This window comes from Halomonas sp. THAF5a (genome assembly GCF_009363755.1).
Classification (GTDB): domain Bacteria; phylum Pseudomonadota; class Gammaproteobacteria; order Pseudomonadales; family Halomonadaceae; genus Halomonas.
In genome coordinates this window covers 2227815-2252457 of sequence record NZ_CP045417.1, presented here as the reverse complement: position 1 = coordinate 2252457, position 24643 = coordinate 2227815, and the positions used below count along the sequence as shown (strand labels likewise).

Here is a 24643-nt window from a genome sequence, read left to right as displayed (position 1 = left end):
CGTTGGCGGGGCGTGGTCACGCTCCCGACCCCGGCGTGATAGGCTGACCGTGACGCCACCTGGAGACGCGCAGGTGCAGCGGTTCGGTCAATCGCCACACGGAAATGGGTGTACTGCCATGGCCAGGGTCCTCGGGACGGCTACCGACAATGCAGAGGCAGACGCCTATCAGGATCGGGTGCTGGGCGGGGTCTCACGCACCTTCGCCCTCACCATCCCCCAGCTCCCGGCCGAGCTGCGCCAGGCCGTGACCAATGCCTACCTGCTCTGCCGTATCGCCGACACCCTGGAGGATGAACCGGCGCTGTCCGCGGGTCAGAAGCGCCACCTGCAGGAACGGTTCCTGGCGGTGCTGAGAGTGGAGGAGGCGGCCGAGGACTTCGCCCGGCAGGTCACGCCGCTGCTCTCGCCGGCCACGACACCCGAGGAGCGGGCGCTGATGGCGAACACCCCTCGGGTCGTGCGCTGCACCCATGGCCTCGCACCGCCCCAGCGGCAGGCGCTGATCCAGTGCGTGAGCATCATGTGCCGGGGCATGGGCCACTATCAGGCGAACGCCAGCCGGGAGGGCCTGGCCGACCTGGGCGAGGTGGATCGCTACTGCTATCACGTGGCGGGCGTCGTGGGGGAGATGCTCACCGAGCTGTTCTGCCAGTATTCGGACGACATGCACGAGCGGCGTGGCGAGATGCTGGCCCTGGCCCCCTCGTTTGGCCAGGGGCTGCAGCTCACCAATATCCTCAAGGATCTCTGGGACGATCGGCAGCGCGGCGTCTGCTGGCTGCCCCGACAGGAGTTCCAGGCGTTCGGCGTGGACGTGGCGAGCCTGGCACCGGGACGTGACGATCCCGCCTTCGTCGCCGCACTGGGCCACATGGTAGGGGTGGCCCATGCCCATCTGCGTAACGCCCTCCGCTACACCCTGATGGTGCCGGCGAGGGAGGCGGGCATCCGGCGTTTCTGCCTGTGGGCCATCGGCCTGGCCCTGCTCACCCTCAGGCGGATCGCGGCCCGCCCGACCTATGGCACGGGGCGCCAGGTCAAGGTGCCTCGCCGCACGGTCAGGGTCGCTATCGCGACGACCCGCCTGACCGCCCGTCATGACGGGCTGCTCACGCTGCTGTTCAACGGGGTGGCCCGCGGGTTGCCCCTCGTGCCCCTGGCGGGCCCCGACCCGGCCCTCAGCGCGTGGGCGCTTGGGCCTTCCGAAGGGAGCGGTGCCAGGGCGTCACGCGCCGGCCTTGGGCTGGGCAATGACACGCAGTAGATCGATTTCACGGCCGAGGAGATCACCAGTGGCGAGCACCGATATAGGGGAGCGCGACGAGACCGTGTCCTTCGATGACGAGGAGCTGATCCTGGTCGATGAGGCGGACAGGGAGCTGGGGCACTTGAGCAAGGCCAAATGCCACGAAGGTAGCGGCGTGCTGCATCGCGCCTTCTCGCTGTTCGTGTTCAATCGCGAGGGAGAGGTGCTGCTGCAGCAGCGGGCGGCGGGCAAGCGCCTGTGGTCGCTATACTGGTCCAACAGCTGCTGCAGCCACCCGCGTCGCGGCGAGGCCATGGAGGAGGCGATTCACCGGCGACTCTGGCAGGAGGTCGGCGTCGAGGCCCAGCTCACCTTCTGCTACAAGTTTCGCTACCAGGCCCAGTTCGGGGAGAGCGGCGCCGAGCACGAGCTCTGCTGGGTCTATGTGGGGGGCACCGACGATCTCCCACGCCCCAATCGCCAGGAGATCGCCGACTGGTGCTGGATATCTCCCGCCAAGCTCGATGCCGAGCTGGCCGCTCGGCCGGAAGCCTACACGCCCTGGTTCAAGATGGAGTGGGCGCGACTGCGCGGTGAATTCGCCGAGCAGCTCGAGCGCTATACCCGATAGGCGCCACGGCCAATATCCGGCCCTTCATGCCCCGGCCAAGCGTAGCCCGACCGAACGCGGCCCGACCGATCGCGGCCCGAACGATCGTGGCCGGGCGCTTGAGGGCGCCGGGTGAGGCGAGGGGACGCCGGCTCACTCGGCGTGGGCGTTGGGGAAGAAGAGCTGCTGGCCCTTGACCTCGAAGTCGGCGATGGCGGCCTGGCCCTCTCTGGAGAGCAGCCAGTCGTGCCACTGCTCGGCCAGCTCGTGCTTCAGGTGCGGGTGACGCTCCGGGTCGATCAGCAGGCTGCCGTACTGGTTGAAGAGCGCCTCGTCGCCCTCGAAGAGCAGTTCGAGGTTCTGGCGGTTGTCGAAGGCGACCCAGGTGGCGCGGTCGCTCATCGCGTAGGCGTCCATGCCGGCGGCGGTGTTCAGGGTCGGGCCCATGCCGCTGCCGAGCTCGCGATACCACTCGCCGCCGGGCTCGACGCCGGCGGCGTCCCACAGGCGCAGCTCGGCGCGATTCGTGCCGCTGTCGTCGCCGCGGGAGGCGAAGGGCGCCTCGGCTGCGGCGATATCGGAAAGCGCCTCCTCGATGCTCTCCGCATCCGCGATGCCGGCCGGGTCGTCGCTCGGCCCGACGATCACGAAGTCGTTGTACATGATGTCGGCGCGCTCGGTGGCGTAGCCCTCGGCGACGAAGCGCTCCTCGCCGGCGGTGTCGTGGACCAGCAGGCTGTCGGCGTCGCCGCGCCGGGCGATCTCGAAGGCCTGGCCCGTGCCCACGGCGACGACGCGCACCTCGATGTCGCTGGCTGCGCTGAACTGCGGAAGGATGGCGTCGAAGAGCCCCGAGTTCTGGGTGGAGGTGGTCGAGGCGAGGGTGATGTAGCGGCCGTCGTCCTGGGCGCTGGCGCCGAGCGAGGCGCCCATCAGGCCGAGGGCGACGAGGGTGAGGCCGGGGCGGGGGAGGCGGGGGTTCCGTTCCATGTTGGCGTTCCTTGTGGTGGCGGAGTGGAGGGCTGCGCGTTGCGCGGGGCGAGTCGTCACCAGATCAGCTCGCCCCGGGTGAAGGCCCGCGCCTCGGGAGAGGCGGGCGCCGTGAAGAAGGTCTCGGCCGGGCCCTGCTCGACGAGCCGCCCGTCCACCATCAGCACGATATCGTCGGCCAGGCGGCGGGCCTGGTTGAGGTCGTGACTGGTCATGACGATGCGCGTGCCGCGACGGTGGAAGTCGTTGACCGCGTCCTCCACCGCCTTGATGGCGGCGGGATCCAGCGCCGAGGTGGGTTCGTCGAGGAACAGCACCTCGGGACGGACCAGCCAGGCCCGGGCCAGGGCCAGGCGCTGCTGCTCGCCGCCGGAGAGCACCCGGGCCGGTCGCGATGCCAGGGCGGCCAGGCCGAAACGCGACAGTGCCTCCTGGGCCCGCGGCTTGCGCTGGCGGCGGGGCGTGCCGGCGATCGCCAGGGCATAGGTGAGGTTGGCCAGCGCCGAGCGGCGCAGCAGCACCGGGCGCTGGAAGACCATGGCCTGGCGCGGCGGCCGCCCCTCCCAGCGCACGCGCCCGGTCGTCGGCGTGAGCAGGCCGTGGGCGAGGCGCATCAGCAGGCTCTTGCCGGCGCCGTTGGGCCCCATCACCAGGGTGCGCCGGCAGCCCGCGAGGCGCAGGTCGACGGGGTGCAGCAGCGGCTGGCCGCGGTGGCGGAAACCGACGCCCTCGAGGGCGAGCGGGGCCGTGGCCGCGACGTCCAGGCGCGTCAGCTCGTTCATCCCGCCCGCCTTTGCGCCGTCTCGCCTACCAGGTGGGCGGCGGCGTTGACCAGGGCTACCAGGGCGAGCAGCACCATGCCGAGCCCCAGCGCCAGGGGCAGGTCGCCCTTGCTGGTCTCCAGGACGATGGCGGTGGTCATCACCCGGGTCACGCCGTCGATGTTGCCGCCGACGATCATCACCGCGCCGACCTCGGCGCTGGCGCGGCCGAAGCCGGCGAGCAGCACGGTGGCCAGGCCGAAGCGGGCGTCCCACAGCAGGGTGGGGATGCGACGGGTTCGCGAGACGCCCAGGGAGGAGAGCTGCTCATGGTAGTCGCCGTGGAGCTCCTCGACCTGCTGGCGGGTCAGGGCGGCGATGATCGGCAGCACCAGGATCACCTGGGCGATCACCATGGCGCCGGGGGTGAACAGCAGGCCGAGCTCGCCCAGCGGGCCGGCACGGGAGAGCAGCAGGTAGACCGCGAGCCCCGCGACCACCGGCGGCAGCCCCATCAGCGCGTTGAGCGTCACGATCAGCACCCCGCGCCCGGGGAAGCGCCACAGCGCGATGGCCGCGCCCAGCGGCAGGGCGATCAGCGCGGCGATCAGCACGGCGGTGAGCGAGACCTTGAGCGACAGGGTGACGATCCCGATCAGGTCGGGATCGAACCCCAGGATCAGGGCGAGGGCGGTCTGGAAGGCGTTGGCGTCGTCGGGCATCGGGCTCTCCTGCACTCTCCAGGCATCATGTGCGTTAAATCCCGCTAATGCACACGGTGCGGGAATTCATGCAGTAAGATGCAGGAAAACAACGAAACCCCGCCGGTACCTGTTCGAGGAGTGCCCATGACACTCGGCCCGGATCACGCCTACCTGACCACCGCCGAGGTGGCCGACTACCTGCGCCTCAAGGAGCGCAAGGTCTACGACCTGGTGCGCCAGGGCGGCATTCCCTGCGTGCGGGTGACCGGCAAGCTGCTCTTTCCGCGCCAGGCCATCGACCTCTGGCTGATGAGCCACCTGGAGGGCGACCGGGCGAGCAGCCGCCCCGTGCCGCTGGTGCTCGCCGGCAGCCAGGACCCGCTGCTGGAGTGGGCGGTGCGCGAGAGCGGGGCGGGGCTGGCGCTGCTGTGCCACGGCAGCGGCGACGGCGTGCGCCGCCTGCTCTCGGGCGAGGCGATGGTGGCGGGGCTGCACCTGCTGGACGAGCGCCACGGCGACTACAACCGGCCCGAGGCGCTGGGGCTCGCCGGCATGCGCGACCTGGTGACGGTGCGCTGGGCGATGCGCCGCCAGGGGCTGTTGCTGGCGCCGGACAACCCGCTGGGCATCGCCGCGCTCGAGGACCTGGCGGATCGGCGGGTGCGAGTCGCCCATCGCCAGCCGGACGCCGGCGCCCACCGGCTGCTGACCTGGCTGCTGGGGCGGGCGGGCATCGCCCCGGGCACGCTGCGCTTCGCCGATCATCCGTCGCTCTCCGAGGACGACCTGGCGCTGGCGATCTGCCAGGGCGAGGCCGACGCGGGGCTGGGGGTGGAGGCCGCGGCCCGTCGCCAGGGGCTCGCCTTCGTGGCGCTCCACGAGGAGGCCTTCGACCTGGCCCTGCGGCGGCGCAGCTACTTCGAGGCGCCGCTCCAGCGGCTGCTGGCCTTCGCCCGGGAACCCCGTTTCGCCGAGCGGGCCGCGGCGCTCGGCGGCTACGACATCACCGCCCTCGGACGGGTGATCTACAACGCCTGATCCGCCGCGCCTACCACCCCAGCCAGCGGCGCAGTCGCTCTCCCGTCGAAGTGGCGCGGTGCTCGGCGGCCGGCTTCGCCTTTCCCGAGAGCCGCGTCGCGGCCTGCTTCAGCGGCGCAATGATGGCCTCGAGATGGTGCTGGCAGAGCGGGCGGTTGAGGGCGCCGGGGCACTGGGCCATCAGCAGGCCGCAGTGGTAGAAGGCGGTGTCCAGGCAGGGCGCGACGTCCTTCATGGGGCCGGCCTGGCGGCGGCAGCGCTGGAGCTCGCCCAGCAGCAGGCTCATGGTCTGGGCATCGAGCCAGCAGGGCGTGTCGTCCTGCCGGGTCGAGCAGGTAACCGAGTGCTGGATCGCCTGGAAGGAGACCTGCAGGAAGACGCAGGCGTAGTACAGCTGGGAGCGTTCCGCGTTCATGGCGCATCGTCTTTTCTCAAATGAGAGTGAATATCATTCTGTCTATTGAGGCCGAGAAGTCAACCGATGGCGGCCGCGGCTAGCGCTCGGGCGGGTTCTTGGTGCCCGGCACGCCTGTGAGGCGCCGGCGGAGGGCGGCCTTGCCCATCATGTGGGCGCTGACCGGGGCGGTGGCGAACAGGAAGATCGTCACCAGCGCCTCCTGGACCGAGACGCCGTCCTGCTGGTGGCTGAAATAGAGCAGCGAGCCGATCAGGGTGCAGCCGACGCCCAGGGTGCTGGCCTTGGTGGGGCCGTGCAGCCGGGTGTAGAAGTCCGGCAGCTTGGCGAGCCCCCAGGAGCCGATCAGCGCCACCAGGGCCCCGACCAGCAGGAAGGTGGCGATAACGAGCTGAAGGGTCGCCGGCATCTCGAGGGCGCTCATTCGATGACGTCCCCCCGCACCAGGTACTTGCTCATGGCCACGGTGCCGATGAAGCCCATCAGCGCGATCAAGAGCGCCAGCTCGAAGAGCACGCCGAGTCCCATGCGCAGGTCGGCCAGCACGATCAGCGCGATGCTGTTGATCATCAGGGTGTCCAGCGCCAGGATCCGGTCGACGATGTCCGGGCCAATGGCCAAGCGGTAGAGGTTCAGCAGGGCGGCGACGGCGAAGAGCGTCATGGCGATGGGAACGACGACGGCGATCATCGGAAGATCTCCTCCAGGGGCTGCTCGTAGCGCGTGCGAATGGTGGCGATGGCCTCGGCCTCGTCCTCCAGGTGCAGGGCGTGGATCAGCAGGGTGTTGGCCTCGGCGTCGTGATGGAGAGAGACGGTGCCCGGGGTCAGCGAGATGGTGCTCGCCAGCAGGGTGATGGCGAAGTCGTCGTCCAGCGCCAGCGGGTAGGTGAAGAAGCCCGGCCGCAGCTCCCGGGCGGGGCGCAGGATACGCAGTGCTACCACCAGGTTGGAGCGCAGGATGTCGACCAGCAGCACCCCCAGGTAGCGCAGCAGCGGCAGCGGGCGGCGGATCTTCGCCTCCTCGGGCCAGAAGGCGTGGGTCACCACGGGGATCGCCACCCCCAGGGCCAGCCCCAGCAGGGCATGGGCGACGCTCAGCTCGTTGACCATCAGCAGCCAGAGCAGGGCCAGGAACAGCGAGAAGAGCGGGTGCGGCAGCCAGAACTGCCGGGAGTGGACGTTCGGCGTCATGGCGAGACCCCCAAGGCGAGGGCCGGCGTCTCCGGCAGCATGGCGGCGATATAGGCCTCGGGGGCGAGCAGCTGGTCGGCGGTCAGCGCGAGATAGCCCATCACCGGCTCGCCCAGCGCCGAGAGCGCGCCGTTGAGGGCGACCAGGGCGGCGACGACGGCCAGGCCGCCGCGATCGAGCGGGCGCGGCGTCTTGATGGGCCCGGGGCGCCAGAACCAGCGGCTGCCGGTGCGGCTGACGGCGATCAGGGTCAAGAGCGCCGCGGCGAGCAGCAGGCCCCACAGCCAGAGCCAGCGGGGCTCGTCGACGCTCGCCTGGAGGATCCACGCCTTGCTGACGAAGCCGGCGAACGGCGGCAGGCCCACCGCGGCGATGGCGGCGAGGAAGAACAGGCCGCCGAGCAGGGGGCGATGGCCCATGGGCGCCTCTACCGAGAAGCGGTCGTAGCCTTCCTCGCGCTGCTGGCCCAGCAGGTCGGCGAGCAGGAAGAAGGCGGCCGCCATGCCGGTGCTGTGGACCAGGTAGAAGAGCGCGGCGGCGAGCGTGGCCGGGGTGACCAGGCTCAGGGTGGCGAACAGGGTGCCCACCGAGATGATCACCAGGTAGGCGGTCAGGGTGCGCAGGCTGTCCGAGCCGAGCACCCCGACGCCGCCCAGCGCCAGGGTCGCGAGGGCCAGCGGCCAGAGCCACTGCCAGGCGGCGGCGTTGACCGGGGCCTCCCCGAGCCCGAAGACCAGCAGGAAGACCCGCAGGATGGCGTAGACGCCGACCTTGGTCATGATGGCGAAGAGCGCGGCGACCGGGGCGCTGGAGGCCGAGTAGGCGCGGGGCAGCCAGAAGAGCAGCGGCAGGATGGCGGCCTTGATGCCGAACACCACCAGCAGCACCATGCTGGCCGCCGCCAGCAGCGGCGCATCGCCCGGCGGGGCGGCGGCCACCTCGAGGGCCAGGTCGGCCATGTTGAGGGTGCCGGTGAGCCCGTAGAGGGTGCCCAGGGCGATCAGGAACAGCGCCGAGCCCACCAGGTTGATGATCACGTAATGCAGCCCGGCGCGGCTGCGCGCCCGCCCGCCGCCGTGGAGCAGCAGCGCGTAGGAGGCGATCAGCAGGACCTCGAAGAAGACGAAGAGGTTGAAGAGGTCGCCGGTGAGGAAGGCGCCGTTGAGGCCGGCCAGCTGGAACTGGAAGAGCGCGTGGAAGTGCGCCCCCCGGCGGTCGATGCCGCGGCTGGCGTAGAGCAGGCAGGCGAGCCCCAGCAGCGCGGTCAGCGCCAGCATCAGGGCGCCGAGTCGGTCGAGGATCAGCACGATGCCGAACGGCGCCGGCCAGTCGCCGGCGTGGTAGAGCCGATACTCCCCTCCGCCCGCCGCGACCAGGGCCCAGGCGCCCAGCGCCACCAGGCCCAGGGTGCTGGCGAGGCCGGCCAGGCGCTGCACCCCGAAGGGCAGCCGATAGAGCAGCAGCAGGCCCGCGCCGGTGATCAGCGGCAGCAGGATCGGCAGGATCAGCGCGTGGGTCATAGGCGATCCTCGTCGGGGTTCTCGCCGTCGACGTGGTCGTTGCGCAGCTCCACCGCGGCCTTGAGGGCCAGCACCACCACGAAGGCGGTCATGGCGAAGCCGATGACGATGGCGGTCAGCACCAGGGCCTGGGGCAGCGGATCCGCCGCGCCCTCGGTGAGGCCGACGATGGCCGGCGCCCCGGCGACCAGCCGCCCCGAGGCGAAGAGGTAGAGGTTCACGGCGTGGGAGAGCAGGGTCAGGCCGAGGATCACCGTGAAGGTGCGGGCCCGCAGCAGCAGGTAGACCCCGCAGGTGGTCAGCACGCCCAGGGTCAGCGCATAGAGCAGTTCCATCAGCCGATCTCCTCGCCGGGGCCGGCCACGGTCATCAGCTTGCCGAGGTTGGCCAGCACCAGCAGTGTCGCCCCGACCACGGTGGCGTAGACGCCGAGGTCGAAGAGCATGGCGGTGGCCAGCTCGAAGTCGCCGACCAGCGGCAGGTGGACGTGGCCATGGGCCGAGGTGAGGAAGGGGTAGCCGACGAGCCAGCTGCCGAGCCCCGTGGCCACGGCGATCAGCAGGCCGGCCCCGATCAGCGGCCGGAAGGCGGTCAGCATGCGCGCCTGGGCCCAGGCCAGCCCGCCTGCCATGTACTGCAGGGTGAAGGCCACTGCGGTGATCAGCCCGGCGATGAAGCCGCCGCCGGGGAGGTTGTGGCCGCGCAGGAAGATGTAGGCCGAGACCAGCAGGGCGATCGGCAGCACCAGCCGGGCCACGGCGGCGAGCATGATCGGGTGCGGCTCGGCCACCCAGTGCCCGGGCTGGGTGTCGACCACCCTCTCCTTGAGGTGCAGGTCGCGGGTGAAGGCGAACACCGCCACGGCCGCGATGCCGAGCACGGTGATTTCGCTCAGGGTATCGAAGCCGCGAAAGTCCACCAGGATCACGTTGACCACGTTGGTGCCGCCCCCGCCGGGCAGGCTGTTGGCGAGGAAGAAGTCGGAGATGGTGTGCTGGGGGCGGGTCAGGATGGCGAAGCTGAAGGCCGCCACCCCGCCGCCCACCAGGCCGGCGATGGCGAGGTCGCGGCCCATTCGCAGGCGCGTCGACTCCCGGGGCGACTGCTGGGGCAGGAAGGAGAGGGCGAGCATCATGATCACCACCGCCATCACCTCCACCATCAGCTGGGTCAGGGCGAGGTCCGGGGCCGAGAAGCGCGCGAAGGCGACGGTCACGAAGAGCCCGGTCACCCCGAGCAGCAGCAGGGCCGGCAGCCGGTAGTGGTGGAAGACCACCACGCCGATGGCCGCCAGGCAGAGCAGGACGGCGGCCAGCACGGTGAGCGGGTCGAGCGGGCCCAGTGGCACGCCGCCGTCCCAGCGCGCCACGGCCAGCAGCTCCACGCCGACCAGCACCACCACGGTGACCAGGATGAAGGTGAGATAGCGCTGCAGCGAGCCGTTCTCGAGCTGGAAGACGCGGCGCTGGGAGCGCTCGATGGCGCGGCGCATGGCCCAATCGAAGATCTCCTTGGCATCCACCTCGGGCAGCCGGGCGTGGAGGCGAAACAGCGGCCCGCGGATCGCGTAGAAGAGCGCGCCCCCGGCCAGGGCGACGAGGCTCATCGTCGCCGTCCGGGCGCCGCCCAGCGCCGCGACATCGTAGGCGGCAAGCGGGGCCTGGCGCGCGGCCTCGAAGGCGGGATGGACGAGCGTCGCGTAGAGCCCCTGGGGCGCGAGGCCGACCATGAGCGTGGCCAGCACCGGCAGTGCGACGGGCGCGAGGGCCGTTCGGCGGGGCTCCCGGGGCGGCCAGACCGGCAGGTCGATGGGCTGCCCGTTGAAGTAGACGTTATGGAAGATGCGGATCGAGTAGGCCACCGAGAAGAGCCCGGCCAGGGTGACCCAGACGGGAATCACCAGCGTCGCCCACGCCGGCGCGACCACCTGCAGGCTCTCGGTGAACAGCATCTTCTTGCTCACGTAGCCGCTCATCAGCGGCAGGCCGGCCATGGCCGCGGCGGGGATCGACGAGAGCACCATCAGCGTCGGCATGAAGCGCCACATCCCGTTGATGCGGCGCATGTCGCGGGTGCCGGTGGCGCGATCCACGTAGCCCGCCATCATGAACAGCGGCGCCTTGAAGAGCGCGTGGCAGACCAGGTGGAAGAGCGCCGCCGCCAGCGCCAGGGGGGTGCCCAGGCCGAGCAGCAGCATGACCAGCCCCAGGTGGGAGACCGTGGAGTAGGCCAGCAGCCCCTTCATGTCGTGCATGAACATGGCCACGAAGGCGCCCACCATCAGCGTCAGCATGCCGGTCAGGGTGACCAGGTGGAACCACAGCTCGGTCTCGGCCAGGGCCGGATGCAGCCGGGCGAGCAGGAAGAGCCCCGCCTTGACCATGGTCGCGCTGTGCAGGTAGGCAGAGACCGGGGTCGGCGCCGTCATGGCGTGGGGCAGCCAGAGGTGGAAGGGGAACTGGGCCGATTTGGTGAAGGCGCCGAGCAGGATCAGGTTGAGCATCAGGGCGTAGTGCTCGTGGGCGCGGATCCGCTCGCCGGCCTCGAGCACCGCCGAGAGCTCGTAGCTGCCGGCGGCCTGGCCCAGCAGCACGATGCCGGCGAGCAGCGCCAGGCCACCGCCGCCGGTGATCACCAGCGACATCCGCGCGCCCAGCCGGGCCGCCTGGCGGTCGCCGTGAAAGCCGATCAGCAGGAACGACACCAGGCTGGTCAGCTCCCAGAACACCAGCATGAAGAGCAGGTTTTCGGCCAGCACGATGCCGAGCATCACCCCCATGAACAGCAGGACCAGGGTGAAGAAGCGCGCGGCCGAGGCGCTGCCCTCGAAGTAGTAGCGGGCGTAGAGCACGATCACGGCGCCGATGCCGGTGATCAGCAGGGCGAACAGCAGGCCCAGGGCGTCGAGGCGCAGCGCCAGGTCGAGGCCCAGCGAGGGCAGCCAGGCGAGCTTGGCGACCAGCGTTTCGCCGCCCGCGACCCGCGGCAGCAGGCTCAGCAGCAGGAGAAAGCTCGAGAGGGCGGGCAGCGCGGCGAGCGCCGCGAGCCGCCGACAGGAGGCGCGACGGCCGAGCGCCGGCAGCAGGGCGCCGAGCAGCGGCAGCACCAGGATCAGGGCCAGGGTCATGGGGGCGTGCCCGGCTAGCGGCCTGGCGCGGTGGGGCGGAGGAGGGCGGCTCTTGGCTCGGCGATCGTCCCTGTCATGGGTCAGGCTCCCTGAAGCGTGCGGGTCCGGTGCTGTCGCGACCGGCCTCTTCACTATAGCGGGCGGCCCTGTCGCCGAGCGTGTCGGGCGTCAACGTTCGCGGCAGGCGAGAACGGGGGATACCCCCATAATGAATGTCTCTTTCTGGAGACATCAGCGTCGCGGCTGCGCCACATGGGGGAGAGGGGACTCGTTCGTAAGAATGGCACTCTTCATTCTCCATTCACGAGAGACCCTATGACCCGTCGAGTCCTTCTGCTGTCCCTCCTGCTGATCGCCATGACCGCGATGGCGGGCTGTAGCTATACGCCGGCGCGGATCACCTCCGAGCCGCTGATCGAGTTCGGCGACCACCATGATCGTCACGACCACGATCATCGCAGTCATGGTGGCGGCTTCTGCCCGCCCGGCCAGGCCAAGAAGGGGCGCTGCTGAGCGGCTCCGGTATCACGAGGCGTCATGCTGGTGAGGGGGAGTGATCCCGAGGCGCTTCATTCGCCGGTAGATGGTCGGCCGTGAGAGGCCGAGCTCGCGAGCCACGGCGCTGATGTTCCAGCGCCGGCGACGCAAGGCCTCGTGGAGGGGATCCATGGGGCGTGTGACTGCCGGGTGGCCAGCGATGCGTCCGCCGGCCGTCGCGTCGTGTGACGGGACAGCCGGGTAGGCGTAGTGCCCACTGAGGCACTCCTCCGGCAGGTCGCCGACCACCACCTCATCGTTCTCGCAGGTCGCCAGGGCATAGCGCAGGGCGTTGTGCAGTTCGCGGATGTTGCCCGGCCAGGGGTAGGCGAGCAGGGCGCTCATGGCATCGCCGCGCAGCCGCGCCCGTGGCCCTTCGCGCTCGGCCTGCAGCTCGTCGAACAGTCGCCGGATCAGGTAGCCCTGGTCGGCCCGCTCACGCAGCGGCGGCAGGCGCAGGCTGGCGCCGTTCAGTCGATAGAAGAGATCCTCGCGGAAGCGGCCCTGATCGATCAGGCCGCGCAGGTCACGGTGGGTGGCCGCCACCACCCGCAGGTCGACCTTCACCGGCCGGCTGGCGCCGATGGGCAGCACCTCCTGCTCGGCCAGCACGCGCAGCAGCCGGGTCTGCAGCTGCAGCGGCATGTCGCCGATCTCGTCGAGGAAGAGGGTGCCGCCGTCGGCCTGGGCGATCAGCCCCTTCATCCCCTTGCTCTTGGCGCCCGTGAAGCTGCCCGGCTCGTAGCCGAACAGCTCGCTTTCGATCAGCGACTCGGGCATGGCCGCGCAGTTGATGGCCACGAAGGGCTTGTCGCGGCGCCGGCTGGACTCGTGCAGGGCGCGCGCCATGCGCTCCTTGCCGGTGCCGGTCTCGCCCATCACCAGGATGTTGATCGGCTCGTTGCGCAGCCGGGCGGCCCGGGTCAGGGTGTCGCGCATCGCCGGGTCGTCGTCGGCCAGCGTCTCCAGCGGTGCCAGGCTGGAGTCCTGGCGGCGCGGTTCGCCCTGGGGCGCACGGCGGCGCTGGGGCTCGATCAGGGTGCCGAAGTGCAGCTCGTGGTGGCGGTGGGTGCGGAAGGCGCGCACGCCGTCGTCACTGTGGCGCTGGATGTCGAGGACCTCATTGATCTCGGCGTCGAGCAGGTCCTGGATGTTCCAGGCCCGGAAGGGGCGGGCCTCGCCGGGGCCGGCCAGGGGCAGTTCATGGTGACGCAGCAGCTTGCGCCCGGCGGTGTTGGCGGCCACCAGCGTGCCGTCCTCGTCGATGGCGAGCAGGTAGCGGCGGTTGATCTGCACGAACTCCCGTGAACGATCCAGGCAGACGATGTGGTGGCCGCTGTAGCGCTGCAGGAAATAGGCGTCCTCGATCATCCGCGCATAGTGCTTGACGACCTGCAGGGCGAACGTCTGGGAGGCCTTGGTCTCCGGCGACTGGTAGGCGGAGATGTCGAGCACCGCGAGCAGCTGGCCATCGGGGTCGAAAATCGGCGCCGCGGTGCAGGTCAGGGCGATGTGGTGGGTGTTGAAGTGATCGCGGTGGTGACACGTCAACGGGGTCTGCTCGTGGATGCAGGTCCCCACCGCGCTGGTGCCGGCGTACGCCTCGCTGTAGTCGGCCCCCAGGTAGAGGCCGGTGCGCTGGTGCTCGCGTTGGGCGCCGCGCTCCCCGAGAAACTGCACGGCGATGCCTCGGGCATCGGCGAGCAACACCACATAGTCCAGCGGCCGCACCTGACGATAGAGCTGTTCCACCCCGGCTCGGGCCACCTGGATCAGGGCGTCGGCCTGGTCCTGGTGCTCGCGCAGGGTGCGGTCGGGGACGTAGCGGGGGGACGGGGCGCGTTGGGGTCGAGGCCGTAGCGGTCGATGCAGCGGCGCCAGGAGCGCTCGATCACGGCATTGTCGCCAGCGTCGGGGTGGTCGAGGGAGCGCAGGATGGCCTCGACATGTTCTCGCGGTGACGGCGTGCGCGGGGATGGGACGTTGCTCATGGTCATGGCCTTGCGCCGGCGAACGGGCGCGTCATGGTGTTGTCGTTATGCTTCCTTCAAGTTACGAGCTCCGCCATTACCGCGAGATACGACCTTCGTCGCCCCCGTTACAGGTGTAAAGGGGGCGACGCCGGGTGTCACGGCCCTGTCGCCGGGGTGCCAAGCCTCGCCAGCACGTCCTCGATGACCCGCACCACGCGCTCGCACTTCGCCGCCTCCAGTGCATCGGCGTGGGGGGACGCGAAGCGCTTGGCGTCGTTGTCGAAGTACTGCCCGGTGGCGTGGGCGAAGGCGTCGTCCAGGGCCGCTCGGTTCAGGATATCGACGCCGATCTGGAGATCATTGCCGGCCACGCCGAACCCCTCTTTCACCATCTTGCTGCCGAGCAGGGAGCCTGGGTTGACGGCGATGATGGCCGGGGCCCGGTCGTTCAGCGTCATGGCCAGGTGGCGCGACCACATGGTGAGGGCCAGCTTGCTCTGTGCGTAGGCGGAGAACTCATCGTCCAGCCGTCCCCGGCCGGCGAGGGCGTCGATGTCCACCGGGGCCTGGGCGGCGGAGGAGAGGTTGATCACTCTCGCGCCCGCTGCCATCAGCGGCAGCAGCCGTCGGGTCAGCAGATAGGGGGCGATGGTGTTGACGGCGAAGCGCACATCGAGCCCATCGTCCGTGAGGGGATCGGGAACCCGGAAGACCCCGGCATTGTTAATCAGGACATCGAGCCTTGCGTGTCGACTCGCGACCGCCTCTGCCAGGTCCTCGACGTCCGCCAGGCGTGAAAGATCCGCCACGTGGCCCTCCACGTTCGGGCGTTCCGTCGCGGCGGACAGGCGCGCCTGCGTGGCTTGAAGCTTCTCGGGGTTCCGGCCGTGGATCAGCACCCGGTGGCCCTGTCGGACGAGCCTCTCGGCCGTGGCCAGGCCGATGCCATCGGTCGATCCCGTCATGAGAATGGTCTTCACGGTCGTGTCTCTCCTTGGGGGGAAAAGGCGGGCAGGATATCGTCGGCAAGACGATAGAGGGTGTCGTCGATATCCGCCTGGTTGAAGCGCAGGTTCAGTGCGACGTGGTTGACCCCGATGGCCTCGAGCGTCTCCAGGTAGTGGCGAAGGGCGCGTACGCCAACGCGCAGCCCGAGGTGGATCGGCTCGGGGGCCGCATCAGGATCGGGGTTCAGGTCGATGTAGAGCGGTTGCATCGCCGGTCGCACGCCCCTGCCCAGCGCCCGAGTGCGAGCGCGCCAGTCGTCTAGGATGCGCGCCTGTGTCTCGAGCGCTCGCGGATAGAGCATCCAGCCATCGCCATGGCCGGCGATCCACTCCGGGCTCTGCTGGCTGCCGCCCGTCACGATCAGCGGCAGCCGGCCCGATGCCGGTTTCGGCAGCATGTCCATGGTGCCCTCGAGGCGCCCGTGGCGATTGTCGAAGGCCGGCGAGTCCTCCCACATGCGCTGGATATAGGCGAAGCTCTCGCGGAAGCTGGCCCCGCGCTCCGAGAAGGCGTGGTTGAGCGCGGGGTACTCCTCGGGCCTGTCGCCCGAGGCGACGCCCAGCAGCAGGCGCCCGCCCGAGAGCGCATCGACGCTGGCCGCGGCCTTGGCCACATGCGCGGGGTGGCGCAGGGGCAGCACGATACTGGCCACGCCCAAGGCGATGCGCGTGGTCTGTCCGGCCAACAGGCCCAGATAGACGAAGGGATCGTGCACCTGACCGGCGTCGCCGAAGGAGGGCACGTTGAACGGCACATCGCGCAGCCAGACGGCACCGAAGCCGAGCGTCTCGGCCAGCTGGATCCGCGTCGCCTGGTCGTGCATGGTCGGCACGGGACCGGTGGGGTAGCGCTCCAAGGGCACCACCAGCCCGAGGCTCAAGCGATTCGGGCGGAATACCCGTTGGTAGCCGCGATTGATGGAGGGAAATCCGGCGTCATCGATGGGCGTGAGCATGGTCAACTTCCCTTATGGTCGGTCGGGGTGGGGCGATGTTGCCTCGACGGCACGTCCCGCGATCCGCAGGACGTGCCGGGGGGCTCAGGCCTGGTCGTCCTTGCCTTCGATGAGGTAATGGTGGCTGATCGAGCCGGCGGTTCGGGCCTCGAGGTGGGGCGCATAGTCCGGGTCGCTCATGAAGGCCTCGGCGGCGTTCCTCGAGGGCCACTCGATGATGACGCGCAGGGCGGCGTTCTCGCCTTGCCCCTCGAGGCGTTCATGGCTGGCGGTCCGGGCGAGGTACTGGCCCCCGTGCTTGGCCACCAGTCGGTTGACCGGCTCGATGTAGGTCGCCATCCACTCTTCGCGGGTGGGCGTGACGTCCAAGACGGAGTAATAGGTCATCGATGTCTCTCCTCGACAGGTGGCGACTCAGATCTCCACCACGACCTTGCCGGTCGCCTGGCCGCTGGCGAGGCGGGCATGGGCCTCGCCGACCCGAGCCAGCGGGTAGAGCGGCGAATCCAGCAGCGGCTTGAGGCCACCGGCGTCGACGATCGCGGCGAGCTCGCCGAGGATGCGGCCGTGGGTCTCGCGCTGGTGGTCGTGCAGCATGGGGATCAGCATGAACACCACGTGCAGCGAGAGTCCCTTGAAGTGCGCGGTGTTGAGATCCAGTTCGAGCATCGACACGGTCGTGGCGACCTGGCCGTTCAGCGCCGCGGCCTCGAAGGAGTTGGCCAGGTTGGCGCCGCCCACCGAGTCGAAGACGATGTCGAAGCCGGCGCCGCCGGTGTGTCCGGCAACATAGTCGGCCACGGGCTGCGCCCTGTAGTCGATCGACCGGGCACCCAGCGACTCGACCAGCGCATGATGCTCATCGCGCCCGACGGTGGCCGAGACGCGCCCGCCGAAATGACGGGCGAGCTGCACGGCGACATGGCCCACGCCGCCTGCGCCCCCGTGCACCAGCACCGTCTTGCCCTGGCCGATGCCGGCGCGCATCAGCCCCTCATAGGCGGTGATGCCAACCAGCGGCAGCGCCGCGGCCTCCGCCATGCTCAGGCTGACGGGCTTGTGGGCGATGAGGCGGGCATCGGCCGCCATGTACTCGGCCAGGGCCCCGGGCAGGTCGGCCAGGCCACCGGCGCAGCCGTACACCTCGTCGCCTACCGTGAAGCCGGTGACGCCTTCTCCCACGGCTTCCACCGTGCCGGCGAAGTCCATGCCCAGCAGGGCGGGTGTCGCGGGGGAGAGGGGCAGCTCGGGCCCCATCTGGCGGATCATGGTGTCGACGGTGTTGACGCTGGTGGCGGCGACGCGCACCAGCACCTGACCGGGGGCCGCCTGGGGCGTGGGCAGCTCGGCGGGCTCGAAGACCTCGGGACCACCAAACTCGTGGATCAGCATCGCTTTCATGGGTCGCGCTCTCTCGTGGAGTGAATGACACGACAGAGAATAGGTGGCGTCCGTATCGTTGATAAGCCGACGAAATCAACAATCACTTTATGGATTGTGTTGATAATTCGCAGGGAGCTCGGCTCCGTCTGCGGGCGATCGGTTCCCCTGCCCCAGATGGGCGAGATGCAGAACGACGACGCAGCCGAAGACTCCTGAGAGGATCGGCTCTATCCAGGTCGTGACGTGGAAATGAAGAAAGAAAGCCGGGTGGGGCACCCTGCTTTATGATCGAAGGTGGATCACACTACCGTCATCACTTCCCTCATGGGGAGGCGCGCCTTCGGCAGGCTGTGGTTCCAGTCTTCGCCATCTTTGTGGTAACCGATAGCGATGGCGACCTCACAGACATGGCCATCGAGCTCTTCCTTGAAGAGTTCGCCGATCAGCTCATGGTCGACCCCCTCCATCGGCGTCGAGGCAATGTCCAGGCGTGCCAGGGTGTGCATCAAGTTGCCCAGTGCCAGATAGACTTGTGCTTTCGTCCAGCTCGCGTTGTTACCGTGTTCATCGGTATTGCTGTCAGCGAAGGCATATGCGCCCATGAAGTTGTCGTACATGTCAGCGGGCAGGTGGCCTGAGCTCACTTCGGCATCGACACGTTTTCGGAACTTGTCCCTCGTGAACCTGGGGTCGTGTGCCAACAGGATGGTATGTGAGGCGTCCCTGGCATGTGGCTGATTGAACTGGTGGTGGTGAGCAAAGGTTGCGTGAAATCGCTGTTTCGCTTCATCACTTTCAATGATGATGAACTTCCAGGGCTGGGAGTTGATAGAGGATGGGGAGAGTCGCAGGGCTTCCTTGATCGTCTCCATGTCCTCTGGCGATATCTTCCTGGTGGCATCGTATTTCTTTGCCGTGTACCGACGGTTCAAGTCGTCAATGATCTGTTGGTTCATGACGGATCAATCCTCCATGTTCTGGGCGGTGTAAGGGGGCACGGCGATGTCTGTCGCCAGCGTCAAGCGCAATAAACAGCATGCGGGGGGCTGGAACTGTCGCGCGTGTCACGCGAGGAGCCAGCTCTTGATGGCCTTGGGATGCCGGATAAGGACGCCCCGCCAGCACGAGGCATCCTGAGAATTCATGGCAGCGCCTCGAGGCTTAGCTGGTGGCACTCCTGGCCGGCTCGAGCCGATCCGTCGACGTCGCGTACTGGGTCTCGACGCCTTGCGACTGCAAGCGGGCGCGTGCTTTCTGCATCGCCGTGCTATCACCGCCGGCCTCGAGGGGCTCCGCGAGGGGAGTCGCCGATAGCGAGGTGTGATGGACAGGTGCCAAGGGGGTCTCATTGAGATGCAGCGCGCGTTCGGCGGCATCGTTGGCCTGGGCACCCAGGGGAAGGAGAGCGACAAACAGGGCGGCAAGGGTCAGTCGAGTTTTCATGGGGCAGGTTCTCTCGTGCTTGTGAATGATGGCGAGAAGATTAATTGCCGCATGGTTTGTTGATAAGGTGGCGTGATGTGAAATCACTTTCTTGATCTTGTTGAAAGTGTGCCCGACCCCCACGTGTCGAGTTCCTCGAAAGCGCCCCGACACTCGCCGCCCGCGGCGCCTGAAAGAGAGCCAGGGTGTGTTCAGGCGTCAGCCCTGTTGCGTTGGCCTGCCTCGCTCTCATTACACCTGTAACGCTCCCTGTCACCGCCACTGTCACACGCGGTGTAATGCCCCTCCCTCCATGGCGGCTCCTCGCCTGGGCAAATCCTCCGCTCCTGTTTTAAGAATACTTTTAAAACAATGGCTTGTGTTTTTTTTGGCGCTTTCTGGCACGAAAGCTGCCAGGGGTAGGGGGCGCGGCCTCGCGGCCGCGCTGGCTGACCACAACGCAAGACGATGCCGACCCCATAACAACAGCAACAAAAGGAGCCAAGCCATGACACATTCCTCCGAGGCGCAGCCAATCAGCCGGCGCCGCTTCCTGAGTCTCTCCGGGCAGGGTGCGCTACTCGCCGGCGTAGCGATCGGTACCGGTAGCCTCTGGCCGCGCTGGGCCCAGGCGGAGCCCGATCTGGCCGCCGGCCTGCTACGCATGGGGCGTGATATCTATCCGCACGATGCCATCGAAGACACCCACTATCTCACCCCCCTCGAGCCGCTTCTGGAGAGCCGCCGGGCACTGATCGCCGACGGCCTGGCCGACCTCGATCGCCGGGCCCATGAGGCCCACGGCCGACGCTACGCCGATATCGAGCAAGAGGCCGATCGTGCGGCGCTGCTGCGCGAGATCGAGGATGGCGACTTCTTCCAGACGGTGCGGGGCACCCTGGTGGTGGGGCTCTACGACAACCCGGCGCTCTGGGAGCCGCATTTTGGCTACGAGGGGGCGTCCTGGCAGCAGGGCGGCTACCTGCATCGTGGCTTCGATGACCTGACCGTCGACTGGCTGTAAGGCCCGCATCGCCGGGGGAAGACGACAGTCCCGGCGGCGAGACGACAACAACTACCGAATCGAGAGGAACACGCCATGGCAACCCGTTTCGACCATGACGACGACAGCGTGGTGGTGATCATCGGCTCCGGTGCCGGGGGGGGCACCCTGGCCAATGCCCTGGCCAAGAAGGGCATCAACAGCGTGGTGCTGGAAGCCGGCAAGCGCTACCAGATGAACGATATCGAGAATGACGAGTGGGAGATGTTCAAGAAGATCTCCTGGCTCGACGAGCGAATCACCGCGGGGCCCCGCCAGCTGACCGAGACCTTTCCCGGCCTGCCGGCCTGGATCGTCAAGGGGGTCGGGGGCAGCACCATCCACTGGGCCGGCGTCTCGCTGCGTTTCCAGCCCCACGAATTCAAGTGGCACAGCGAGGTCGGCGATATCGCTGGCGCCAATCTGCTCGACTGGCCGATCTCCTATGAGGAACTCGAGCCCTATTACGTCAAGGCCGAGCGCCACATGGGGGTGACCGGCGAGTCGACCGGCATGCCCTATCACCAGTGGAACAACAACTTCAAGGTGCTGGCCGCGGGGGCCGAGCGGGTCGGTTACAAGCAGCTGCGCTCGGGGCCGATGGCCATCAACACCGAGGCCTATGATGATCGTGCTCGCTGCATGCAGGCCGGCTTCTGCATGCAGGGCTGCCGCTTCGGGGCCAAGTGGTCGACCATGTACACCGATATTCCCCGTGCCGAGGCCAGTGGCTACTGCGAGGTACGGCCGCGCTCCATGGCCCTGAAGATCGAACACGATGACCAGGGCCGGGCCACCGCGGTGGTCTATGCCGACGGCGATGGCAACCAGCATCGTCAGCGCGCTCGGGCGGTGTGTGTCGCGGGCAACTCCATCGAGTCGCCGCGGCTGCTGCTCAACTCCCACTCCGCGATGTTCCCCGATGGCCTGGCCAACTCCTCCGGCCAGGTGGGGCGCAACTACATGACCCATGCCACCAGCTGCATCTTCGGGGTGATGCCAAAGCCCGTGCACATGCACCGGGGCACCACCTTCGCCGGCATCATCTCCGACGAGGCACGCCTCGATCCGTCGCGTGGCTTCGTCGGTGGCTACACCCTGGAAGTGATGTCGTTGGGCGTGCCCTTCTTCGCCAAGTTCATGGATCCCACCAATGCCGGCTGGGGCCGAGAGATCACCACGGCGCTGGACAAGTACGACCACCTCTCCGGCGTGTGGATCTGTGGCGAGGACCTGCCGGTGGAGACCAATGGCATCACCCTGCACGACACCAAGAAGGATCAGCATGGCCTGCCGGTGCCGGTCGTCTACAAGGGTGACCACCCCAACGACGAGAAGCTGCGCCGTCATGGCGAGCAACAGGCGCGGCGCTGCTACGAGGCCGCAGGCGCCGAGCGCATCTTCAAGGTGCCGGATTTTCCCACCAGCCATAACGTTGGCACCAACCGCATGAGTGCCAAGGCACAGGACGGTGTCGTCAACCAGTGGGGCCAGACCCACGACATCGACAACCTGTTCATTTCCGACGGTAGCCAGTTCACCTCGAGCGGGGCCGAGAACCCGACTCTGACCATCGTCGCCCTGGCCCTGCGCCAGGCGGACCACATCGCCGAGCGCATGCAGCGCCAAGAACTCTGAGCGGAGGGATTCCCATGCAACCGACCAGCGAACAACGGCGGTGGATGTACCGCCAGATGGTGACCAGCCGCCATCTCGAAGAGCGCATCGAGACGCTCTACATGGAAGGCAAGACCCCGGTCTTCAACATGGCCAAGGGGCCGATTCCCGGTGAGATGCACCTCTCCAACGGGCAGGAACCCTGTGCGGTGGGGGTCTGTGCCCACCTCAATGCCGAGGATGTCGTCGTCGCCACTCACCGCCCGCACCACATCGCCGTGGCCAAGGGCGTCGATCTGAACGCCATGGTGGCCGAGATCTTCGGCAAGGCCACCGGCCTCTCGGGCGGTCGCGGGGGGCACATGCACCTCTTCGATGCGGACGTGAACTTCTCCTGCTCGGGCATCATCGGCGAGAGCCTGGGGCCGGCGGCCGGAGCCGTCCTGTCCAGGAAGCTGCAGGGCAAGCCCGGCGTGGCGGTGGCCTTCCTGGGCGAGGGCGCGGCCAACCAGGGGGCCTTCCACGAGGCCCTGAACCTGGCGGCCGTCTGGCAGCTGCCGGTGGTATTCGTCATCGAGGACAACGCCTGGGGCATCTCGGTGGCCAAGCAGGCGTCCACCGCGGTCCCTCGCAACGACCTGCGCGCCAGTGCCTACGGCATGCCGGGGGTACATGTCGCCGACAACGACGTCGATGGCGTGTTCGCCGCTGCGGGACAAGCCATCGCCCGGGCTCGGGAGGGTCGGGGCCCCACCCTGATCGAGATCGAGACCTCGCGGCTGGCCGGCCACTTCATGGGCGACGGCGAGGACTACCGCCCCGAGGGCGAGAAGGAGGCGCTGCAGCAACGCGACCCGATTCCCCGCTACCGCCAGGCGCTGCTGGAGGCCGGGCTGCTCGACGAGGCGGCCGACACTGCCCTGGTCAAGGAGGCCCACGCGCGTGTCGAGGCGGCCATTCGCTTCGCCCAGCAGAGCGACTTCCTGCCCCCCGAGGCGGCGCTCGAGACCGTCTTCGTCTGATTGCTCAGGAGAGTTTCCATGACTACCACAAGCACTGCCTCCGGTACTCGCAAGCTGACCATCGCCCGGGCCATGGCCGAGGCGACGGCCCAGGAGATGCGCACCGACCCGTCGGTCTTCGTGATGGGCGAGGACGTGGGCCCGCTGGGCGGCGTCTTCGGCAACACCCGAGGCCTGCATGAGGAGTTCGGCCCCGAGCGTATCCTGGATACCCCGATCTCCGAGACGGCCTTCATCGGCGCCGCCGTGGGGGCGGCCTCCGACGGCATGCGCCCCATCGTCGAGCTGATGTTCGTCGACTTCCTCGGCGTCTGCTTCGACGCCATCTACAACATGATGGCCAAGAACACCTACTTCTCCGGCGGCAAGGTCAGGGTGCCCATGGTGCTGATGACCTCCACCGGCGGCGGCTATTCGGACGCCGGACAGCATTCCCAGTGCCTCTACGGCACCTTCGCCCACCTGCCGGGCATGAAGGTGGTGGTGCCCAGCAACGCCTACGATGCCAAGGGGCTGATGACCGCCGCGATTCGCGACGACAACCCGGTGGTGTTCATGTACCACAAGGCGCTGCAGGGCATGGGCTGGCTGGGTACCGAGAAGGGCGCCACCGTACCGGTGCCCGAGGAGAGCTATACCGTCGAGATCGGCCGGGCGTCGGTGGTCAGGGAAGGGCAGGACCTCACCCTGGTCAGCCTGGGCGCCGGGGTGCACCACTGCCTGCGTGCCGCCAAGACGCTGGCGGACGAGGGCTTCGACGCCGAGGTGGTCGATCTGAGGAGCCTGGTACCGCTGGATCGAGAGACGGTGCGTGCCTCCGTGGCCAAGACCGGTCGGCTGATCGTGGTCGACGAGGACTATCACAGCTATGGCGTCAGCGGCGAGATCATCGCCAGCGTGGTCGAGCATGACCACCGTCTCAAGGCCGCCCCGGCCCGGGTGGCCTACCCGGATATCCCGATTCCCTTCGCGCCGACGATGGAGCAGTGGGCGCTGCCCAATGCCGACAAGATCGTCGCCGCCTTCCACCAGATGTTGAGCCAGTAACTCACAGGAGACACACGCCATGAGCACCGCAATTTCCGTACCCGACGACCTCTGGGAAGGCGACAACGAGGGCGTGATCACCGCCTGGCTGGTCGATGATGGCAGCCGGGTCAGCCAGGGCGACCTGATCGCCGAGGTGATGGTCGAGAAGGCCCAGTACGAGATCGAGGCCCCCGCCGCGGGGGTGCTGAGCATCGCCAAGCAGGAAGATGAGGTCGTCACCAAGGGCACCACCATCGCCACCTTGGAAGCCTGAGGAGGCCGCCCATGCCACTCGATACCCAACACAGCGCCGCCTCTTCCGAGGCGGCAGCAAGGCTCGAGCCGCGGGAGATTCCCCTGCGCGGGATGCGCGGCATGATCGCCACCAAGATGCGCGAGAGCCTGCAATCCGCCGCCCAGCTGACCCACCACGCCGATGCCGAACTCGCTGCCGTCCACGCACTGCGCGGCCACTGTCGGGGGGTAGGACTCCCACCTCCCTCGGTGCAGGACATCCTCCTGCGACTGGTGGTGCAGACGCTGCAGGACTTTCCGGCGCTGAACGCCACCCTGGAGGACAACCGCATCACCGAGCATCCCGCGGTGCACCTGGGGCTCGCCGTGCCGCTGCCCGATGACCTGCTGCTGGCGCCGGCGCTGTTCGACGCCCAGGCGATCGAACTGGGAACGCTTCCCGGCGCACGACGCGACCTGGTGGAGCAGGCTCGCGCCGGCAAGCTGTCGGTTCGCGAGCTGACCGGAGCGACCTTTACCGTCACCAACCTGGGACGCTCCCGGGTGCACCATTTCACGCCCATCCTCAACGTGCCCCAGGTGGCCATCCTGGGTATCGGCGGCGTCCAGGCGCGGGTGCTCTCCGATGGCGCCGGCGGTGTGCGATCGACCGAGGTGATCGGCCTGTCGCTGACCTTCGATCACCGAGCGGTCAACGGCGCGCCGGCGGCGGCCTTTCTCGATAGACTGGTCGAGCGCCTCGAGGGCCTCGCGCCGGATGCCTTCGACCACGAACTGCGTTAGCGAGAGCACG

27 protein-coding genes are annotated in these 24643 nt (G+C 68.5%); 10 read left to right on the top strand and 17 right to left on the bottom strand.

Going from position 1 to position 24643, the window contains the following annotated elements; translation table 11 throughout:
• Window positions 1–118: 118 nt before the first annotated feature.
• Together FIU83_RS10140 and idi are read left to right on the top strand one after the other, a co-directional pair.
• Entirely contained in the window at window positions 119–1267 is a 1149-nt protein-coding gene (locus FIU83_RS10140; protein ID WP_152483942.1) for a phytoene/squalene synthase family protein, read from the top strand.
• Between the two features lie 28 nt (window positions 1268–1295).
• Entirely contained in the window at window positions 1296–1880 is a 585-nt protein-coding gene (gene idi, locus FIU83_RS10135; protein ID WP_216645023.1) for an isopentenyl-diphosphate Delta-isomerase, read from the top strand.
• Between the two features lie 132 nt (window positions 1881–2012).
• On the opposite strand, the gene FIU83_RS10130 is transcribed toward idi, so the two are convergent.
• The 3 genes from FIU83_RS10130 to FIU83_RS10120 all read right to left on the bottom strand — a co-directional run bounded on the left by FIU83_RS10130 (window position 2013) and on the right by FIU83_RS10120 (window position 4332).
• Entirely contained in the window at window positions 2013–2792 is a 780-nt protein-coding gene (locus FIU83_RS10130; protein ID WP_253939593.1) for a substrate-binding domain-containing protein, read from the bottom strand.
• 113 nt (window positions 2793–2905) lie between these two features.
• The gene (locus FIU83_RS10125; protein WP_152483939.1) at window positions 2906–3631 is read right to left on the bottom strand and encodes an energy-coupling factor ABC transporter ATP-binding protein; all 726 of its coding nucleotides are present in this window, start codon (window positions 3629–3631) and stop codon (window positions 2906–2908) included.
• Window positions 3628–4332, bottom strand: coding sequence for an ABC transporter permease (locus tag FIU83_RS10120; protein ID WP_152483938.1), 705 nt, complete (start codon window positions 4330–4332; stop codon window positions 3628–3630). The genes FIU83_RS10125 and FIU83_RS10120 overlap by 4 nt, the downstream gene beginning before the upstream one ends.
• Before the next feature lie 126 nt (window positions 4333–4458).
• Here FIU83_RS10120 and FIU83_RS10115 point away from each other — a divergent pair, with 126 nt between their 5' ends.
• A complete protein-coding gene (locus tag FIU83_RS10115; RefSeq protein WP_152483937.1) occupies window positions 4459–5352 on the top strand; it encodes a helix-turn-helix transcriptional regulator in 894 nt (297 codons plus the stop codon).
• Between the two features lie 10 nt (window positions 5353–5362).
• Here FIU83_RS10115 and FIU83_RS10110 read toward each other — a convergent pair whose 3' ends face one another.
• The 7 genes from FIU83_RS10110 to FIU83_RS10080 form a co-directional block, all read right to left on the bottom strand.
• The gene (locus FIU83_RS10110) at window positions 5363–5767 is read right to left on the bottom strand and encodes a hypothetical protein (RefSeq protein ID WP_152483936.1); all 405 of its coding nucleotides are present in this window, start codon (window positions 5765–5767) and stop codon (window positions 5363–5365) included.
• A gap of 79 nt (window positions 5768–5846) precedes the next feature.
• Window positions 5847–6191, bottom strand: a complete 345-nt coding sequence (locus tag FIU83_RS10105) for a Na+/H+ antiporter subunit G (protein ID WP_253939439.1) — start codon at window positions 6189–6191, stop codon at window positions 5847–5849.
• Entirely contained in the window at window positions 6188–6457 is a 270-nt protein-coding gene (locus FIU83_RS10100) for a K+/H+ antiporter subunit F (RefSeq protein WP_152483935.1), read from the bottom strand. The genes FIU83_RS10105 and FIU83_RS10100 overlap by 4 nt, the downstream gene beginning before the upstream one ends.
• Window positions 6454–6960 (bottom strand): Na+/H+ antiporter subunit E, encoded by a 507-nt coding sequence (locus tag FIU83_RS10095; protein ID WP_152483934.1) that lies wholly within the window; start codon window positions 6958–6960, stop codon window positions 6454–6456. Before FIU83_RS10095 ends, FIU83_RS10100 begins: the two co-directional genes overlap by 4 nt.
• Complete coding sequence (locus FIU83_RS10090) at window positions 6957–8480, bottom strand: monovalent cation/H+ antiporter subunit D (protein WP_152483933.1); 1524 nt, start codon at window positions 8478–8480, stop codon at window positions 6957–6959. Before FIU83_RS10090 ends, FIU83_RS10095 begins: the two co-directional genes overlap by 4 nt.
• Window positions 8477–8815: a Na+/H+ antiporter subunit C gene (locus tag FIU83_RS10085; RefSeq protein WP_152483932.1), complete on the bottom strand. Its 339-nt coding sequence runs from the start codon at window positions 8813–8815 to the stop codon at window positions 8477–8479. Before FIU83_RS10085 ends, FIU83_RS10090 begins: the two co-directional genes overlap by 4 nt.
• Complete coding sequence (locus FIU83_RS10080) at window positions 8815–11607, bottom strand: monovalent cation/H+ antiporter subunit A (protein ID WP_152483931.1); 2793 nt, start codon at window positions 11605–11607, stop codon at window positions 8815–8817. The genes FIU83_RS10085 and FIU83_RS10080 overlap by 1 nt, the downstream gene beginning before the upstream one ends.
• Window positions 11608–11922: 315 nt before the next feature.
• On the opposite strand from FIU83_RS10080, the gene FIU83_RS10075 reads away from it, so the two are divergent.
• Window positions 11923–12120 (top strand): hypothetical protein, encoded by a 198-nt coding sequence (locus tag FIU83_RS10075; protein ID WP_152483930.1) that lies wholly within the window; start codon window positions 11923–11925, stop codon window positions 12118–12120.
• A 12-nt stretch (window positions 12121–12132) separates the two neighbouring features.
• Here the strand turns inward: FIU83_RS10075 and FIU83_RS10070 are convergent, their stop codons facing one another.
• The 7 genes from FIU83_RS10070 to FIU83_RS10040 form a co-directional block, all read right to left on the bottom strand.
• Window positions 12133–13896: a sigma-54-dependent Fis family transcriptional regulator gene (locus tag FIU83_RS10070; RefSeq protein ID WP_253939437.1), complete on the bottom strand. Its 1764-nt coding sequence runs from the start codon at window positions 13894–13896 to the stop codon at window positions 12133–12135.
• 376 nt (window positions 13897–14272) lie between these two features.
• On the bottom strand, window positions 14273–15097 hold the full coding sequence (locus FIU83_RS10065; RefSeq protein ID WP_216645022.1) for an SDR family NAD(P)-dependent oxidoreductase: 825 nt from the start codon (window positions 15095–15097) through the stop codon (window positions 14273–14275).
• The gene (locus FIU83_RS10060; protein WP_152483929.1) at window positions 15094–16080 is read right to left on the bottom strand and encodes an LLM class oxidoreductase; all 987 of its coding nucleotides are present in this window, start codon (window positions 16078–16080) and stop codon (window positions 15094–15096) included. The genes FIU83_RS10065 and FIU83_RS10060 overlap by 4 nt, the downstream gene beginning before the upstream one ends.
• 84 nt (window positions 16081–16164) lie before the next feature.
• The gene (locus FIU83_RS10055; RefSeq protein ID WP_152483928.1) at window positions 16165–16467 is read right to left on the bottom strand and encodes a DUF1330 domain-containing protein; all 303 of its coding nucleotides are present in this window, start codon (window positions 16465–16467) and stop codon (window positions 16165–16167) included.
• A gap of 27 nt (window positions 16468–16494) precedes the next feature.
• Complete coding sequence (locus FIU83_RS10050; protein WP_152483927.1) at window positions 16495–17481, bottom strand: zinc-dependent alcohol dehydrogenase family protein; 987 nt, start codon at window positions 17479–17481, stop codon at window positions 16495–16497.
• A 281-nt stretch (window positions 17482–17762) separates the two neighbouring features.
• A complete protein-coding gene (locus FIU83_RS10045; RefSeq protein ID WP_152483926.1) occupies window positions 17763–18419 on the bottom strand; it encodes an NAD(P)H-dependent oxidoreductase in 657 nt (218 codons plus the stop codon).
• A gap of 205 nt (window positions 18420–18624) precedes the next feature.
• Window positions 18625–19029, bottom strand: coding sequence for a hypothetical protein (locus FIU83_RS10040; protein WP_253939435.1), 405 nt, complete (start codon window positions 19027–19029; stop codon window positions 18625–18627).
• A 364-nt stretch (window positions 19030–19393) separates the two neighbouring features.
• Between FIU83_RS10040 and FIU83_RS10035 the strand changes: the two genes are divergently transcribed.
• From FIU83_RS10035 to FIU83_RS10010, 6 genes are all read left to right on the top strand, one after another.
• Window positions 19394–19909 (top strand): transcriptional initiation protein Tat, encoded by a 516-nt coding sequence (locus tag FIU83_RS10035; RefSeq protein ID WP_152483925.1) that lies wholly within the window; start codon window positions 19394–19396, stop codon window positions 19907–19909.
• A 75-nt stretch (window positions 19910–19984) separates the two neighbouring features.
• The gene (locus FIU83_RS10030; RefSeq protein ID WP_152483924.1) at window positions 19985–21565 is read left to right on the top strand and encodes a GMC family oxidoreductase; all 1581 of its coding nucleotides are present in this window, start codon (window positions 19985–19987) and stop codon (window positions 21563–21565) included.
• A 14-nt stretch (window positions 21566–21579) separates the two neighbouring features.
• Window positions 21580–22566 carry a thiamine pyrophosphate-dependent dehydrogenase E1 component subunit alpha gene (locus FIU83_RS10025; RefSeq protein WP_152483923.1) on the top strand — a complete coding sequence of 329 codons (987 nt, stop codon included), beginning with the start codon at window positions 21580–21582 and terminating at the stop codon, window positions 22564–22566.
• An 18-nt stretch (window positions 22567–22584) separates the two neighbouring features.
• Window positions 22585–23613 (top strand): alpha-ketoacid dehydrogenase subunit beta, encoded by a 1029-nt coding sequence (locus tag FIU83_RS10020; RefSeq protein WP_152483922.1) that lies wholly within the window; start codon window positions 22585–22587, stop codon window positions 23611–23613.
• A 19-nt stretch (window positions 23614–23632) separates the two neighbouring features.
• A complete protein-coding gene (locus tag FIU83_RS10015) occupies window positions 23633–23869 on the top strand; it encodes a biotin/lipoyl-containing protein (RefSeq protein WP_152483921.1) in 237 nt (78 codons plus the stop codon).
• 11 nt (window positions 23870–23880) lie between these two features.
• Window positions 23881–24633, top strand: a complete 753-nt coding sequence (locus FIU83_RS10010) for a 2-oxo acid dehydrogenase subunit E2 (protein ID WP_152483920.1) — start codon at window positions 23881–23883, stop codon at window positions 24631–24633.
• The last annotated feature ends 10 nt before the right edge of the window (window positions 24634–24643 follow it).

Coding starts and splice junctions, on each gene's coding strand:
- FIU83_RS10140 (WP_152483942.1), top strand. CDS start 119: ATGGCCAGGGTCCTCGGGACGGCTACCGACAATGCAGAGGCAGACGCC.
- FIU83_RS10130 (WP_253939593.1), bottom strand. CDS start 2,792: ATGGGCGCCTCGCTCGGCGCCAGCGCCCAGGACGACGGCCGCTACATC.
- FIU83_RS10125 (WP_152483939.1), bottom strand. CDS start 3,631: ATGAACGAGCTGACGCGCCTGGACGTCGCGGCCACGGCCCCGCTCGCC.
- FIU83_RS10120 (WP_152483938.1), bottom strand. CDS start 4,332: ATGCCCGACGACGCCAACGCCTTCCAGACCGCCCTCGCCCTGATCCTG.
- FIU83_RS10115 (WP_152483937.1), top strand. CDS start 4,459: ATGACACTCGGCCCGGATCACGCCTACCTGACCACCGCCGAGGTGGCC.
- FIU83_RS10110 (WP_152483936.1), bottom strand. CDS start 5,767: ATGAACGCGGAACGCTCCCAGCTGTACTACGCCTGCGTCTTCCTGCAG.
- FIU83_RS10105 (WP_253939439.1), bottom strand. CDS start 6,191: ATGAGCGCCCTCGAGATGCCGGCGACCCTTCAGCTCGTTATCGCCACC.
- FIU83_RS10100 (WP_152483935.1), bottom strand. CDS start 6,457: ATGATCGCCGTCGTCGTTCCCATCGCCATGACGCTCTTCGCCGTCGCC.
- FIU83_RS10095 (WP_152483934.1), bottom strand. CDS start 6,960: ATGACGCCGAACGTCCACTCCCGGCAGTTCTGGCTGCCGCACCCGCTC.
- FIU83_RS10090 (WP_152483933.1), bottom strand. CDS start 8,480: ATGACCCACGCGCTGATCCTGCCGATCCTGCTGCCGCTGATCACCGGC.
- FIU83_RS10085 (WP_152483932.1), bottom strand. CDS start 8,815: ATGGAACTGCTCTATGCGCTGACCCTGGGCGTGCTGACCACCTGCGGG.
- FIU83_RS10080 (WP_152483931.1), bottom strand. CDS start 11,607: ATGACCCTGGCCCTGATCCTGGTGCTGCCGCTGCTCGGCGCCCTGCTG.
- FIU83_RS10075 (WP_152483930.1), top strand. CDS start 11,923: ATGACCCGTCGAGTCCTTCTGCTGTCCCTCCTGCTGATCGCCATGACC.
- FIU83_RS10060 (WP_152483929.1), bottom strand. CDS start 16,080: ATGCTCACGCCCATCGATGACGCCGGATTTCCCTCCATCAATCGCGGC.
- FIU83_RS10055 (WP_152483928.1), bottom strand. CDS start 16,467: ATGACCTATTACTCCGTCTTGGACGTCACGCCCACCCGCGAAGAGTGG.
- FIU83_RS10050 (WP_152483927.1), bottom strand. CDS start 17,481: ATGAAAGCGATGCTGATCCACGAGTTTGGTGGTCCCGAGGTCTTCGAG.
- FIU83_RS10045 (WP_152483926.1), bottom strand. CDS start 18,419: ATGAACCAACAGATCATTGACGACTTGAACCGTCGGTACACGGCAAAG.
- FIU83_RS10035 (WP_152483925.1), top strand. CDS start 19,394: ATGACACATTCCTCCGAGGCGCAGCCAATCAGCCGGCGCCGCTTCCTG.
- FIU83_RS10030 (WP_152483924.1), top strand. CDS start 19,985: ATGGCAACCCGTTTCGACCATGACGACGACAGCGTGGTGGTGATCATC.
- FIU83_RS10025 (WP_152483923.1), top strand. CDS start 21,580: ATGCAACCGACCAGCGAACAACGGCGGTGGATGTACCGCCAGATGGTG.
- FIU83_RS10020 (WP_152483922.1), top strand. CDS start 22,585: ATGACTACCACAAGCACTGCCTCCGGTACTCGCAAGCTGACCATCGCC.
- FIU83_RS10015 (WP_152483921.1), top strand. CDS start 23,633: ATGAGCACCGCAATTTCCGTACCCGACGACCTCTGGGAAGGCGACAAC.
- FIU83_RS10010 (WP_152483920.1), top strand. CDS start 23,881: ATGCCACTCGATACCCAACACAGCGCCGCCTCTTCCGAGGCGGCAGCA.